Genomic DNA, 14,132 nt, shown 5'->3' with positions numbered 1-14,132 from the left:
ATCATGTCGGGTCAGTCGCGGGGGAAGCGCGCTTCGAGTTCCGCGACCTGCTCGGGCGTCAGCCCACGCGGATTGTGGCCACGCAGCAGCAGGTAGAGCTTGGCGGTTTCCTCCAGTTCCTCGGTGGCGTAGACCGCCGCCTCCAGGTTCCTGCCCGCCACCACCGGACCGTGGTTGGCCAGCAGCACGGCACTGTGCTTGCCTGCCAGCCCGCGCACGGCATCCCCCAGTTTGGGGTCGCCCGGCACGTGATAGGGCACCAACGGCAACCGCCCCACCCGCATCACATAATAGGCGGTGAGCGGCGGAATACAGTCGCAGGGGTCGATATCGGGCAGGCAAGACACCGCCACCGAATGCGTGGAGTGCAAGTGCACGATGGCACCGGACTGGGGCCGCTCGGCGTACATTGCCATGTGCAGGAACTGCTCCTTGGTCGGCGCATCGCCGTCGCGCAGGCGACCGTCACGGTCGAGGCGCGAGATGCGCGCCGGGTCGAGCCGGCCCAGGCAAGCGTTGGTCGGTGTCATCAGCCAGCCACCGTCGTCCAGGCGCACGCTGATGTTGCCACTCGACCCCATCGTCAGGCCGCGGTCGAACAGCGATTTGCCGAGCGTGGCGATCTGCTCGCGCAGGCGGTTACGGTCGGCCATGCTCATGCGCCCCCTCCGCTATCATCGACGGTCGGCAGGATGTCGAAAGCGCGCAGGAAGAAATCCTCGCCGCCGAAGTTGCCCGACTTCAGCGCCAGCGACAGCGGCGCCTTGCGGCCGGCCAGCGTGGCCTGGGTCCAGGGCACGCCTGGGTCTATCTGCTCCCCGATGCGCATGGCTCGCACGCCCAGCGCCGATACCACCGCCCCCGAGCTCTCCCCACCAGCAACAACCAGCCGCCCCACGCCCTCATCGACCAGGGCGACAGCCAGCCAGCCCAGAGCCTGCTCCACCAGTTCTCCCGCGTGGTCGCGACCGAGCGCTTCCTGAAAACGACGGACGCGCTCGGCGGCGGCCGAGGCATAGATCAACACCGGCTCCCCTACGGCAAGGCGGGCACGGGCAAAGGTCAGCGCCTCTTCCAGATGGTCTTCGCCATCGGCGAGGGCCAGCGGGTCGAGGCGAAAGCCAGGGTGATGCTCGAGAAAGGCACCGACCTGGGCCAGGGTGGCACGCGAGCAGCTCCCCGACAGCACCAGGGCGCCACCCGAAGCCGGCTCCAAAGCCCCCGCCTCGGCTACCTTGGCGAGCCAGCCAAGGCGGCGGTACTGGGCCGGCAACGCCTGGCCCAGCCCGGAGCCGCCAGTTACCAAGGGCAAGTCGGCCACCGCTTCGGCGAGGACATCGAGATCGGCCTCGGTCAAGGTATCGCAGATCACCTGGCGCATGCCTCGAGAGGCCAGCGCATCGAGCCGTGATCGCGCCGCCTGCGCGCCTCGCTGCAGCTCGTGCCAGGCCAGCAGGCCAACCGGGTGCTCGCTCTGCCGCGCCAGCACTCGTACCAGATCGGCATCGCGCATGGGGGTCAGCGGATGGTGCTGCATACCGCTCTCGTTGAGCAGGCGATCACCAACGAACAGATGTCCCTGGTAGACGGTGCGACCATTCACCGGAAACGCCGGCACCATCACCGTGAAGGGCGCCTCCAGGCGCTGCAGCAGGGTGTCGCTGACCGGGCCGATATTGCCCTCGGCGCTGGAATCGAAAGTGGAGCAGTATTTGAAGAAAAATTGACGAGCCCCCGCCTCGCGCAACCACTCGAGGGCATGCATGGAATCGCGCACGGCCTCCCCGACCGGGCATGAGCGCGACTTCAGCGCGATCACCACCGCGTCGACGGCATCGGAGTCATCAATCACCCCGGCCAAGCCATGCTCGGGCACACCGATCAGCTGCACGCAGCGCATACCGCCGCGTACCAGGTTGTTGGCCAGGTCGGTGGCGCCGGTAAAGTCGTCGGCGATGGCGCCGAGCACGATCGCCATGTTCACTCGCCTACGTCGTTGGCGGCCTCGGGCAGGGCGATGCCGGAGAGACGCTGGTAGACCTTGATCACCGCCGAGTCGTCCTCGCGTCCGAAGCCGGCGCCCTTGGCGGCGGTGAACTGCTGCAGGGCGCTGGCGGCAATCGGCGTGGGCATGGCCAGTTCACGCCCGGTTTCGTGCACGATGTTGAGATCCTTGACGAAGATGTCCACCGCCGAGAGCGGAGTATAGTCGCCGTTCAGGATGTGCGGCACGCGGTTCTCGAACATCCAGGAGTTGCCGGCGGAATGGGTGATCACCTCGTAGACGGTACGCGGCTCTAGCCCCATGCGGATGCCCAGCGCCATGGCCTCCGCCGCCGCCGCGATATGCACCCCGGCCAGCAGTTGATTGACCAGTTTCATGCTCGAGCCGATGCCCGGGGCATCGCCCAAACGATAGACGGTGGCCGCCATGGCATCGAGTATCGGGGCGGCCTTGGTGAAGGCATCCGCGCTGCCCGAGGCCATCACCGAGAGCTGCCCCGCCCGCGCCTTGGCCGCCCCGCCGCTGATCGGCGCATCGAGCACGGCGATGCCACGTTCGGCCAGGCGCGCTCCCAGTCGCTCGGCCAGGCTCGGCGCCACGGTAGCGCACTGCATCACCAGCCCACCCGGGGCGAAGGCATCGACGAGGCCATGTTCGCCGAACAGCACCTGCTCGACCTGCACGGCGTTGACCACGACCACCAGCACCACGTCGCACTGCCCGGCCAACTCGGCCGGGCTTGCCACGCAGCGCCCGCCGACGTCCTCGAAGGCACGGCAAGCCGACTCGGCCACGTCGCAGCCGACCACCGACAGGCCACGCTCGTGCAGTGCCGTTGCCGTTCCCAGCCCCATCGCCCCCAGGCCGATGACGCCCACTCGCGGTGTTATCGTGTCGTCGCTCACCTGCGCCTCCCCTGACCTGCGTGCGGCTGAATGACGGCTCCAGCGCCTATCATCTTTTGGTAAATTCGTGCCGATGATAGCGCTATCATGATAGCGCTATCATCGTTGTAGATGATTCAATGGGCCCCAGCAAGGAGCCGCCAACAGGATGCGACCAATGTCTAACGAAGCCCAACCGCCACAAAGACGCCGCGGCTCGGAGCAGCCCACGCTCAAGGAAGTGGCGGAGGCCGCCGGGGTCTCGCCGATCACCGCCTCGCGCGCCCTGAACAATCCCGATCAGGTCAACGAGCGGACCCGTGCGCGAGTGCTCGAGGCCATGGAGCGGCTGGGCTACGTGCCGAACCTGGTGGCGGGCAGCCTGGCTTCGGCCCGCTCGCGATTCATCGCCGTGATCGTCCCTTCACTGGCCAACGCCGTATTCATCGAGGTGATCCAGGGGTTGCAGGAAACCTTCGAGGCGCAGGGCTACCAGATCCTGCTGGGCAACACCGACTACGACCTCGAGCGCGAATATCAATTGATTCGCACCTTTCTCGGCTGGTCCTGCTCGGCCCTGGTGACCGCCGGACTGCGCCACAACCCGGCGTGTCGCACCCTGCTCGACCACTGGGGCAAGCCGATCATGGAAGTCATGGAGCTGGGCGAAGCGCTGGACCTCAACGTCGGCCTGGACCACACCGAAGCCGGCCGCTGCATGGCCCGCCACCTGCTGGAGCGAGGCCACCGCCGGTTGCTCTTCGTCGGCGCTCGTCTGGCCAGCGACTATCGCGCCGGCCTGCGCTACCACGGCCATCGCGAAATGCTGGAACAGGCCGGGCTCGAGGCGCCACTGCTGGAGCTCGACCAGCTCGGCAGCCTGGACGCCGGCGCCGCGGGGCTGGAACGGGCACTTGCCGATCATCCGGCCGTCAGTGCGATTCACTTCGCCAACGACGACCTGGCCACCGGGGCGCTACTACATGCCCAGCGACTCGGCCTCAGCGTACCCCACGACATCGCCATCGCCGGGTTCAACGGCCTGCCCCTCGGGCAACACGTAACGCCTCGCCTGACCACCATTCGTTCGCCTCGCCGACACATGGGGCAGCTCGCCGCGTCGGAGGTGATCCGCCGGCTCGAAGGCAAGCGAACGCAGGCTCGCCAGCACGATGTCGGCTTCGAGTTGCTGGTCGGCGAGAGTACCTAGCAAACACGAACGTACTCCTCTCCTCCAAAACCCCGGAGGTCGCGCGAAATCGCGCCGACGCGCCGATTTCGAACGCACGGGCCGGCACTACTGGGCCGACGAGCAGACCTGCTATGTTATGTTAATGAAGGGGTTTCGGACGCTGCGCTGCCCGAGGCCATGCTGGGCCACGATAGGCGGTATCTGATGAATATTACGATCTTCCATCGCCGCGCATGGCTGACGTTATTCGTTGGCCTAGGGGTAGCCGGGAGCCAGGCGCAGAGCGACACTTCGACCGAGGCGGCTCCTGCCTCCGATGATGGCGTACAACGGATCACGTTGGTGGGCGGTAACTATGACTTCGAGCCCGAACATATCGTGGTTCGGGCTGGCGTGCCTGTAGAATTGCAGGCGCGCCGTCGGCCTGGCCTCACGCCTCATAACCTCGTGATCCGCTCTATCCCAATGGGGCTCGACATCGAGGCCTCACTGACGACCGAGCCAACGACGATCCGCTTTACCCCCAGGGTACCGGGGCGCGTTGAGTTCTATTGTGACAAGCGCCTGCTGTTTCTATCCAGTCACCGCGACCGTGGCATGGTCGGTGTATTGGAGGTGGTGGAGTAAACCACGCGGTCTTCCCGAGTTGGCCCTGAAGCAGGGCCAACCTATGCTGAAGCCACGTCCCTGCGCAGATCGCCCGCATGTCCCGCAAGGTCCTCCTCGTCCTCGCTCTTCTCATGGCCTTTGCCCTGCTGGGTTTCCTGTGGCAGTGGCTAGCCGCACGCGACCTGTTCGACGCCAATACGCTCTATGCGCTCCTGCAGGGCTCGCTGGCCTGGCGTGACCAGCCCTGGGCCGGTGGCGTGGTGATCGCAGTCTTCGTGGTCGCTTCGATGGTGCTGTTCCCGCTGAGCGTGCTGGTGGTACTGGCGGGCTTGATCTTCGGTCCGGTGTGGGGCTTCGTCTATTCGTTCATCGGCACGCTCGGGGGCGCGATCGCCACCTTCTGGCTGGGGCGCTGGCTGGGGCGCGACGCCCTGCTGCGCTACGGCGGCAGACGGCTGTTGGGTCTTTCACGCTACCTGGCCGGACGCGGCGTGCGCACCATGACCATACTCAACCTCCTGCCCCTGGCGCCGTATACGCTGACCAACCTGCTCGCCGGCGCCTTTCACATCCGCTTTCGCGACTATCTGCTCGGCACTCTGATCGGCGCCACACCGGGGCTGGCCGGCATCATCCTGCTCAGCAGCCAGCTCGGTTCGCTGCTGACCGCCGGGAATCGCGAGGAGCTGGCCTGGGCGGGCGGCGGCATCGTCGCGGGCCTGGCCTTGCTGTACGGCCTGAAACGCTATGCCGATGCACGCCAGCGGCGCCGACACCGCGGCTGAACGCATCGCACCTCAGGTTCCGCCCGCCATGGCCGGTACCCTGCCCGGCATCCGCTCCTCGAGGAATGCCACGAAAGCACGGATCCTCGCCGGCACGTGGCGTCGCTGCTGGTAGACGACATGGAAGTCCGCGCGCACGCCGCGCCACTCGGGCAGCAGTTCGACCAGCCTGCCGTCCATCAGGTGCGGGTGAATGTCCCACCAGGAGCGCAGCGCGATACCGTGACCGTCGAGGGCCAATTGCACGATCACTTCACCGTCGTTGCTGGCCAGGGGGCCCGAGACCTTCACCGCCTGCTCGACCGCATCGTCGTCACGCCGGCAGAAACGCCAGACACCATAGTCGCTGTCGTTTTCACGCAGGATCAGGCAGGCATGAGCGGCAAGATCGGCCGGCGAGACGAGCGGTGCCATGCGCGCCAGGTAATCGGGGGAAGCGCACAGCACCCGCCGATTGGTGAGTAACCGCCGGGCGACCAGGCGCGAATCCGGCGGCTCACCGATGCGAATGCCGATGTCGAAGCCCTGTTCGCCCAGGCTGAGGGGATAGTTGGAGAGTTCCAGCACCCCCTCGAGGCCGGGATGCCGGGCGCAGAAGGCCGACAGCAATGGCGCCACGTGGCGCCGGCCGAAGCCGAAGGTGGCGTTGACCCGCAGGGGCCCCGACAGCGCCGCCTGCTGCTCGCCCAGGGCCTCTTCCAGCTCGGCCAGTTCCTCGAGGATGGCCGCCCCCCGTTCCAGGTAGCGCTCGCCTTCCGCCGTCAGCGAGAAACGCCGGGTGGTGCGGCTGGCCAGTTCCACCCCCAGGCGTGCCTCGAGCTGCTTGAGCCGCTTGCTCACCGCCGACAGCGACAGACCCAGCTCGCGTGCCGTAGCCGTCAGGCTGCCGGCCTGGGCCAACTGCTGGAAGAAGGCGAGATCGTCGAGCTGAGCCAAGGTACTCTCCACTTGAAGTTAACAATACCTTTCCATTCAGCCTGATTATTACTGCAAAGCCAAGGGCTAGACTGCGGGCATGGCAAAACCGGGAGAACGAAGATGTTCGAAGGGTTCCGTACATTCGACATCGCCCATGGCGATATCCGGATCCATGGCCGTATCGGCGGCTTGGGTCCTCCCCTGCTGCTGTTGCACGGTCATCCACAGAGCCACGTGATCTGGCATCGCCTGGCCGAGCCGCTGGCACGTCGCTTCACGGTGGTGGCCACCGACCTGCGCGGCTACGGCGACTCGTCGAAGCCGCACGGCGAGCCGGATCATGCCAACTACAGCAAGCGCGCCATGGCCGCCGACCAGATCGCGGTGATGCGCGAACTGGGCTTCGAGCGCTTCTTCCTCTGCGGTCACGATCGCGGTGGTCGGGTCGCCCACCGTCTGGTCATGGATCACCCCCAAGCGGTGGAAAAGCTGATGCTGCTCGACATCGCCCCCACGCTTGCCATGTACGAAAAGACCGACCGCACCTTCGCCACCGCCTATTTCCACTGGTTCTTCCTGATCCAGCCGTCGCCGCTGCCGGAAACCCTGATCGAGGCCTCTCCTGCGGGCTACATCACCCGCACTATGGGTGGGCGGCATGCCGACCTCGCCACCTTCGACCCGGCGGCCATCGCCGAGTACCAGCGCTGCCTGGCCCAGCCCGGCGCCGCCCATGCCCTGTGCGAGGACTACCGCGCGGCGAACACCATCGACCTGGAGCACGACCGCGCCGACCGCAAGGCGGGGCGACGCATAGCCTGCCCCGTCAGCGTGCTGTGGGGCCGGCACGGCATCATCGAGCGCTGCTTCGACCCGCTGGCAGAGTGGCGCGCCGTGGCCGAACGGGTCGAGGGCGAGGCCCTGCCCTGCGGCCACTACATCCCCGAGGAAGCGCCAGAAGCGCTATCCACACGCATCACCCAATTCATGACCACCACCTGAGGATTCGACCATGACCCATCGCATTGCCGTGATTCCCGGCGACGGTATCGGCAACGAAGTGATGCCGGAAGGCTTGCGCGTCCTGGAAGCCGCCGCCAGGCGCTTCGGCATCGACCTGGAGCTGACCCACTTCGACTTCGCCTGCTGTGATTACTACGAGAAGCACGGCCAGATGATGCCCGACGACTGGTTCGACCAGCTCAAGGACTTCGATGCCATCTTCTACGGCGCCGTGGGCTGGCCGGAAAAGGTGCCGGACCACATCTCGCTGTGGGGTTCACTGCTGCAGTTCCGCCGCCAGTTCGACCAGTACATCAACCTGCGCCCCTGCAAGCTGCTACCCGGCATCAAGAGCCCGCTGGCCGACCGCAAGCCCGGCGACATCGACTTCTACGTGGTGCGCGAGAACACCGAGGGGGAGTACTCCAGCGTCGGTGGCAAGATGTTCGAGGGCACCGAGCGGGAGGTCGTCATCCAGGAGACGGTGATGACTCGCTACGGCACCGACCGGGTCTTGAAATTCGCCTTCGACCTGGCCGCCACCCGCCCCCGCAAGAAGCTTACCTCGGCCACCAAGTCCAACGGCATCGCCATCACCATGCCATGGTGGGACGAGCGGGTCGAAGCGATGTCGGGCCACTACCCGGAGATCAGCGTCGACAAGTTCCATATCGACATCCTCACCGCCAACTTCGTCATGCACCCCGACTGGTTCGACGTGGTCGTGGCGAGCAACCTGTTCGGCGACATCCTCTCCGACCTGGGCCCGGCCTGCACCGGCACCATCGGCGTGGCCCCGTCGGCCAACATCAACCCGGAAGGCAAGTTCCCCAGCCTGTTCGAGCCGGTTCACGGTAGCGCCCCGGATATTGCCGGCAAAGGCATCGCCAACCCCATCGGCCAGATCTGGTCCGGCGCGATGATGCTCGAGCACCTGGGCCACAAGGAAGCCGCCGACGCTATTGTCACCGCCTTCGAAGCGGTACTGGAGGAGGCCGACACAAGCGTGCTCACGCCCGATTTACGCGGCCAGGGAAGCACCAGCACGCTGGGCCAGGCAATTGCCAAACGCCTCGCCTGACCTGGCTCTCGATCTTTGGCGCAATGGTTTCCATCAAAGCCGGCCACTGGCTCAGTCAGGGCCGGTTTTGCATGGCTCGTCTGGTAGCCGGGCATATACCGCATACAGTGACGGATGAAACCAAAGCTCCTTCAGGTCACAGACTGATTCGTTTTCGTTACCCCTCGTAAAGATCAGTCCCTAAGTCTGATTTGTCGACTAGCCTGATCAGGGCAAGCCCACAAGGCAAGCCAATGGAGTAAGGAGAAGCGGCATGAAAAGGACAGCAATTGCCATTGCGGTAGGTGCCCTGAGCACCGGTCTGAGTCACGGACTTCTGGCACAGGAGACCCAGGACGAGGAGACTCAACCGCTGACCGAACAGCAGCAGACGAGCGAAGATAATGCTCAGAGCCAGTCGGGCAGCCAAGCCGAGGTTCGCGTCGAAGAAGAACCGGCCGATGTGAATGTCGAGCAGGAGCCGGCCGAGGTTCAGGTCGAGCAGAAGCCGCCCGATGTGACCGTCGAACAGAATCCACCCGAGGTCACCATCGAACAGCAGGATCCCAACGTCACAGTGGATCAGGCCGAGCCCGACGTCACGGTCGAGGAAACAGGTGAGGCCGACGTCGAGGTCCAACCCGCCGAAGAGGCCGAAGCCGAGCTGCGTGATCCGGAGGAGCAGGAGCAGGAGCAGCAGGACGAGGCTTCCCAGGAACAAGCCTCTCAAGGCAATGATCTGATGAGTATGGAGGTCAGCGAACTCAAGGGTCAGACCGTCTATAGCCGGGATGACGACGAAGAGATCGGTGACGTCGAACGCGTGGTTCGCGACACCCAGAGCAACGACACCTATGTCGTGATTTCCGAAGGAGGCTTCCTCGGCTTCGGCGAGAACGAGATGGGCTACCCCGTCGACGAACTGGAGATCCGCAGCGAGGGCGAGCTGGTGGTATCGTCCAGCGATAGCGGCGAATCCGGCGACTACGGTAGCGACCAGTATGAGGAAGTCGATGACAACCAGACCCTGCAAGAGGCCATGCAAAGCAACTAGGCATAGGCCGTAAGGTCCAGGTCATGGCTTCCATGGCCATGCAAGATAAAGGCGCGGCTTCGGCCGCGCCTTCTCGTATCTGCTTGGCTTTTCACGGCTCAGGCCGCGAGCTTGACCGCGACCTCGGCCACGCTCCTGCCCTGCATTCTGGCCAACTCCAGCTCATATTCGGTTGGCTGGCGCGAGCCGTCGGGCCCGGCAAGCGTCGATGCCCCGTAAGGCGAGCCACCCTGCACGCTCGATATGTCGAACTGCGACTCGAGGCCATAACCGATCGGTAGGATCAGCATGCCGTGATGCGCCAGCGTGGTCCACGAGGAGAGAATGGTGGTTTCGTTGCCGCCACCGGTGCCGGTCGAAGTGAAGACGCTACCCACCTTGCCACGCAGCGCGCCCTTGGCCCACAGACTGCCGGTCTGGTCGAGGAAAGTGCGCATTTGCCCGGTCATGTTGCCGTAACGTGTTGGCGTACCGAAAATTATCGCATCGTAGTCGGCCAGTTCCAGAGGCTTGGCCTCGGGAGTATCGAAGGTCTTGCCGCCGGCCTTGGCAAAGGTCTCCGGATCCATGGTTTCGGGTACGCGCTTGATCGCGACTTCGGCTCCCTCCACCTGACGGACGCCTTCGCCCACGGCCTTGGCCAGGGTGTCGATATGGCCATACATGGAGTGGTAGAGCACGAGTACCTTGGTCATCTTGCGCCTCCTTTCTTGATTGCCGTCCAAACGCCGGCACCGCCAGCGAGTGTCTACAGCATAGAAAGGAAGGCGACGAAGAAAAGCGAAGCATTTCGTCCGCGTGTTTCGAATTTATCGTCGCGCACGCCGCCAGCTCCCGGTGAGCACTCGCACCTTGCCGGAGGCCAGATTGTCGCGCAGGTTGCGCCCCATCCGGGTAAAGTCGCTGCCGAAGATCAACGCCGGCCCCGGCACAATCGCCTCCCGAGCGGATTCGTCGGGTCGGCTCTCGCGCCGGCTGTGTTCCTGGCGCCAAGCCAGGGCGGCATCGGTGACGTCCTCCACCGCGAGCGGTTCGAAGCCGGCCAGCGCCATGGCACGCTCGAGCTGCTCCCGGCTTCGCAGGTGGCTGGTTGCCGGGGTACGCGCCCAGGGCACCGGCAACATCAACGGCTCGGGGTTGTCGCCCGCCACCAGTTCGTGCAGCAGCACGCGGCCGCCCGGCATCAGCAGGCGTTGCCACTCCGCCAGCACCCGTGGCACGTGCGGCATGTTCATCAACGCATGCTGGCACCACACTGTGTCGACGCTGCCCGCCGTCAGCGGCACGCTGGCGGCATCGGCACACAGGAAGCGCGTGCGCCCGGACAGCCCGGTGGCCGCGCTGAGCCAGTTCGCCGCCTCGATGAAGGCTGAGGTGATGTCGACCCCGACCACGTCACAGCCAAACTCGGCGGCCAGCAACCGGCTGGCACCGCCGGTACCGCAACCAACGTCGAGCACCCGCTGGCCGTTGGAGAGTTCGCCTAGTACTGCCAAGGCGCGGCTGGCGCTGCGCCCGCCGAGATGCAACTGGTCGATCCCGGCCACGTCGTCGAGATTCAGGCGACTCGGGTCGCATCCCGCAGCCCTGAACGCCCCTTGCAGCCTCGCCAGCAGGGCCTCACCTGCGCTAGCGCCATCGTAGTGCACATTGAGCCGCTCGACGTAGTCGTCGACCCCCGGCTCGGCTCGATCGTCGGACATGGTGGGCTCCTGGCCATGATGGGTATGGGCTGGTGCCAGCTTAGGCTAGGCATGGCCCTGACCCCATTGGCCAAAGGTCGGCTCGCCCAGTTTCAATATCGCACCCGGGCTTTCACCAGCCCGACGCACGATCTTGCGATGTCGCCCCCTGCACAGGATGGTGGCCAAGGTCTTACCATCGTACTCACAACCGACCCGGACATCCCATGCTGTCGGAATGGATCGAACTCAGCCTGGAAGACGCCACGCCCAAGTCACGTAGCGGCAAGCTTCCCGGCGGTACTTATACCCTGCATGCGGCAGGCATTCTCGAACTGACACCCGCCGTACGACGCGACGATGCGCATGCCTGCGTGCTCTCGGTCGGCATTCACGGCAACGAGACCGCCCCCATCGAACTGCTCGGCGAGTGCCTCGCTCGACTCGAAGCGGGCCTGCTGACGCTCGGCGCACCGGTACTGGTGATCCTGGGCAACCTCGAGGCGATCCGCCGCGCCGAGCGCTATGTGAGTACCAACCTCAACCGACTGTTCCGTCGCGACCTGGACGAGAACGGCATGGAGCCGGACCGCGCCCGTCTGCTGATGCGCACCGTGGATGCCTTCTTCGCCGGCCACCCCGGGCAAGAACGCCTGCACTACGACCTGCATACGGCGATCCGTGACAGCCGCTACCCGCGCTTCGTGGTCGAACCCTTCGCCGATACCGCCACCCATCATGAACAGTGGCGCTGGCTGGCGGCGGCAGATATCCAGGCGGTACTGCACCAGCATCAGCACAGTTGGACCTTCTCTCACTATTCCAAGCATTATCATCAGGCCCAGGCCTTCACCCTGGAACTGGGGCGCGCCCTGCCCTTCGGTCACAACGAGCTCGCTCCGCTGGCGCCCATGGCGCGGCTGCTCGAGGCGCTGCTGGAAGGGCGCAAGCCACCAGACGACGCCCCTGAACGCATGAAGTTCTTCCGTGTGGCCCACGAACTGATGCGCCATTCCGACGACTTTCGGCTGTGCTTTGCCGACGACACGCCGAACTTCACCGAGTTCGCGCCCGGCTCGCGGCTCGCGGAAGACGCCGAGGCCGGCCCTTTCGTCGTCGGAGAGGAACCCCTCAGCGTGGTGTTTCCCAACGCCGCGGTAGAGCTCGGCGCGCGCGCCGCGCTGCTGGCCCGCCCCGCCGCAGCTCCCCATTGAGGGCCGCAAACGAAAAGCCCAGACATAGTCAAAATTCCAGCAAAAAAATGACGCGTTAAAACAATAACCAGGAGTCTTTTCATGACATTTCCCTTCCACCTCATCGACCAACGTCCCATGACACGAGCCTCAGTTCGCTCTGACCAAAGCGTCAAGGCCTGTTAGAATCGCCCCTTTTTCGCGCCTGCCCGCTTAAACCGGCCCGTCGCCCCTGGCGACTCGTCCCGATCTGGAGCCCGTTTCATGGCCGATACCTCGATTCCCCTCGAAGTGCGCAACATCAAGAAGCGCTTCGGCGACACCGAAGTCCTCAAGGGCCTCTCATTGCAAGCTCGCAAGGGCGACGTCATCACCCTGATCGGAGCCTCCGGCTCCGGCAAGAGCACTTTCCTGCGCTGCATGAACCTGCTCGAACAGCCCGACGAGGGCGACCTGATCGTTCACGGCGAGGAGATCCGCTTCAAGCAGACCCGACACGGCCGCGAGCCCGCCGACTGGAAACAGGTGGTGCGTATGCGTGCCAAGCTGTCGATGGTGTTCCAGAGTTTCAACCTATGGGCGCACATGACGCTGCTCGAAAACGTCATCGAGGCGCCTATCCACGTGCTTGGCGTGCCACGCAAGGAGGCCATCGAGAAGGCCCGCGCCCTGCTCGAGCGGGTCGGCCTGACCGCACGCGCCGATGCCTACCCGGCACAGATGTCGGGAGGGCAGCAGCAGCGCGGCGCCATTGCGCGCGCCCTGGCCATGGACCCGGAAGTCATGCTGTTCGACGAGCCCACCTCGGCGCTGGACCCGGAGCTGGTCGGTGACGTACTCAAGGTCATGCGCGACCTGGCCGAGGAGGGTCGCACCATGGTCGTGGTGACCCATGAGATGGGTTTCGCCCGTGACGTGTCGAGCCAGGTGATCTACCTGCACCAGGGCGTGATCGAAGAAGCCGGGCCGCCCCAGGACATACTGGTCAACCCCACCTCGCCGCGCCTCCAGCAGTTCCTGGCGCCGAAGTACTGAGGGAGACACCATGCTCGATCTACAAGGCTATGGCCCCCGCCTGCTCGAAGGCGCCGGCGTCACCCTGCAACTGGCGGTGCTGTCACTGGCGCTGGCCGTCCTGCTCGGCCTACTGACCGCCAGCGCCAAGATGTCGCGCAGCTGGCTGTTGCATCGAACGGCCACGCTTTACACCACGCTGATTCGCGGCGTCCCCGACCTGGTGCTGATGATGCTGCTGTTCTTCGGCGGCCAGATGGGGCTCAACCTGATCACCGACAAGCTCTACGACCAGTTCGGCGTAGACTGGTATATCGATCTCAACGCCTTCGTCGCCGGCGTGATCACCATCGGTTTCATCTTCGGTGCCTACATGGGCGAGACCTTCCGCGGCGCCTTCATGGCAGTGGATGAAGGCCAGGTCGAAGCGGCCAAGGCCTACGGCATGGGTTCGTGGCTGGTATTCCGCCGCATTCGCTTCCCGCTGATGATGCGCCACGCCCTGCCGGGGCTGTCCAACAACTGGATGGTACTGCTCAAGACCACCGCGCTGGTCTCGGTGATCGGTCTCACCGACATGGTGCGCGTCGCCGCCGAAGCCTCCCGCGCCACCCACGAGCCGTTCACCTTCCTGATCCCCGTGGCGGCCATCTACCTGCTGATCGCCAGCGTGTCGGAGTGGATCTTCGCCCGCCTGCAGAAGCGCTACAACGTCGGCTTCGGGGAGCACTGAG

The 14,132-nt window shown here is 65.1% G+C and carries 15 protein-coding genes; 9 read left to right on the top strand and 6 right to left on the bottom strand.

What is annotated here, in order from left to right; all coding sequences use genetic code 11:
- Window positions 1-11 precede the first annotated feature (11 nt).
- Genes otnC through ltnD form a run of 3 tightly spaced genes read right to left on the bottom strand, consistent with a single transcriptional unit; the run spans window position 12 to window position 2,910 of the window.
- Window positions 12-659: a 3-oxo-tetronate 4-phosphate decarboxylase gene (otnC, locus tag ACRWQA_RS04150; RefSeq protein WP_434229350.1), complete on the bottom strand. Its 648-nt coding sequence runs from the start codon at window positions 657-659 to the stop codon at window positions 12-14.
- A complete protein-coding gene (gene otnK / locus ACRWQA_RS04145; RefSeq protein WP_434229349.1) occupies window positions 656-1,978 on the bottom strand; it encodes a 3-oxo-tetronate kinase in 1,323 nt (440 codons plus the stop codon). Before otnK ends, otnC begins: the two co-directional genes overlap by 4 nt.
- A 2-nt stretch (window positions 1,979-1,980) precedes the next feature.
- Window positions 1,981-2,910 (bottom strand): L-threonate dehydrogenase, encoded by a 930-nt coding sequence (ltnD, locus tag ACRWQA_RS04140; protein ID WP_487247144.1) that lies wholly within the window; start codon window positions 2,908-2,910, stop codon window positions 1,981-1,983.
- A 157-nt stretch (window positions 2,911-3,067) separates the two neighbouring features.
- Between ltnD and ACRWQA_RS04135 the strand changes: the two genes are divergently transcribed.
- The 3 genes from ACRWQA_RS04135 to ACRWQA_RS04125 all read left to right on the top strand — a co-directional run bounded on the left by ACRWQA_RS04135 (window position 3,068) and on the right by ACRWQA_RS04125 (window position 5,475).
- Entirely contained in the window at window positions 3,068-4,099 is a 1,032-nt protein-coding gene (locus tag ACRWQA_RS04135) for a LacI family DNA-binding transcriptional regulator (RefSeq protein WP_263581045.1), read from the top strand.
- 186 nt (window positions 4,100-4,285) lie between these two features.
- Window positions 4,286-4,708: a cupredoxin domain-containing protein gene (locus ACRWQA_RS04130; RefSeq protein ID WP_434229348.1), complete on the top strand. Its 423-nt coding sequence runs from the start codon at window positions 4,286-4,288 to the stop codon at window positions 4,706-4,708.
- A 77-nt stretch (window positions 4,709-4,785) separates the two neighbouring features.
- The gene (locus ACRWQA_RS04125; RefSeq protein WP_434229347.1) at window positions 4,786-5,475 is read left to right on the top strand and encodes a TVP38/TMEM64 family protein; all 690 of its coding nucleotides are present in this window, start codon (window positions 4,786-4,788) and stop codon (window positions 5,473-5,475) included.
- A 12-nt stretch (window positions 5,476-5,487) separates the two neighbouring features.
- On the opposite strand, the gene ACRWQA_RS04120 is transcribed toward ACRWQA_RS04125, so the two are convergent.
- A complete protein-coding gene (locus ACRWQA_RS04120; RefSeq protein WP_434229346.1) occupies window positions 5,488-6,411 on the bottom strand; it encodes a LysR family transcriptional regulator in 924 nt (307 codons plus the stop codon).
- A gap of 102 nt (window positions 6,412-6,513) precedes the next feature.
- Here ACRWQA_RS04120 and ACRWQA_RS04115 point away from each other — a divergent pair, with 102 nt between their 5' ends.
- The 3 genes from ACRWQA_RS04115 (at window position 6,514) to ACRWQA_RS04105 (ending at window position 9,509) form a co-directional block, all read left to right on the top strand.
- Window positions 6,514-7,395 carry an alpha/beta fold hydrolase gene (locus tag ACRWQA_RS04115; RefSeq protein WP_434229345.1) on the top strand — a complete coding sequence of 294 codons (882 nt, stop codon included), beginning with the start codon at window positions 6,514-6,516 and terminating at the stop codon, window positions 7,393-7,395.
- 10 nt (window positions 7,396-7,405) lie between these two features.
- Window positions 7,406-8,476: a tartrate dehydrogenase gene (locus ACRWQA_RS04110; RefSeq protein WP_434229344.1), complete on the top strand. Its 1,071-nt coding sequence runs from the start codon at window positions 7,406-7,408 to the stop codon at window positions 8,474-8,476.
- A gap of 253 nt (window positions 8,477-8,729) precedes the next feature.
- Complete coding sequence (locus tag ACRWQA_RS04105) at window positions 8,730-9,509, top strand: PRC-barrel domain-containing protein (RefSeq protein WP_434229343.1); 780 nt, start codon at window positions 8,730-8,732, stop codon at window positions 9,507-9,509.
- 98 nt (window positions 9,510-9,607) lie between these two features.
- Here ACRWQA_RS04105 and wrbA read toward each other — a convergent pair whose 3' ends face one another.
- Both wrbA and ACRWQA_RS04095 read right to left on the bottom strand, forming a co-directional pair.
- Entirely contained in the window at window positions 9,608-10,204 is a 597-nt protein-coding gene (wrbA, locus tag ACRWQA_RS04100) for an NAD(P)H:quinone oxidoreductase (protein WP_434229342.1), read from the bottom strand.
- 114 nt (window positions 10,205-10,318) lie between these two features.
- Window positions 10,319-11,212, bottom strand: a complete 894-nt coding sequence (locus ACRWQA_RS04095; protein ID WP_434229341.1) for a class I SAM-dependent methyltransferase — start codon at window positions 11,210-11,212, stop codon at window positions 10,319-10,321.
- Between the two features lie 206 nt (window positions 11,213-11,418).
- Between ACRWQA_RS04095 and ACRWQA_RS04090 the strand changes: the two genes are divergently transcribed.
- From ACRWQA_RS04090 to ACRWQA_RS04080, 3 genes are all read left to right on the top strand, one after another.
- Window positions 11,419-12,405, top strand: coding sequence for a succinylglutamate desuccinylase (locus tag ACRWQA_RS04090; RefSeq protein ID WP_434229340.1), 987 nt, complete (start codon window positions 11,419-11,421; stop codon window positions 12,403-12,405).
- A 243-nt stretch (window positions 12,406-12,648) separates the two neighbouring features.
- Window positions 12,649-13,419: an ABC transporter ATP-binding protein gene (locus tag ACRWQA_RS04085; RefSeq protein WP_263581055.1), complete on the top strand. Its 771-nt coding sequence runs from the start codon at window positions 12,649-12,651 to the stop codon at window positions 13,417-13,419.
- Window positions 13,420-13,429: 10 nt separating this feature from the next.
- Window positions 13,430-14,131: an ABC transporter permease gene (locus ACRWQA_RS04080; RefSeq protein WP_434229339.1), complete on the top strand. Its 702-nt coding sequence runs from the start codon at window positions 13,430-13,432 to the stop codon at window positions 14,129-14,131.
- The last annotated feature ends 1 nt before the right edge of the window (window position 14,132 follow it).

The organism is Billgrantia sp. C5P2, assembly GCF_051062895.2.
The sequence above is the reverse complement of the archived record's forward strand: the minus strand, read 5'-3'. Positions and strand labels throughout refer to the sequence as shown.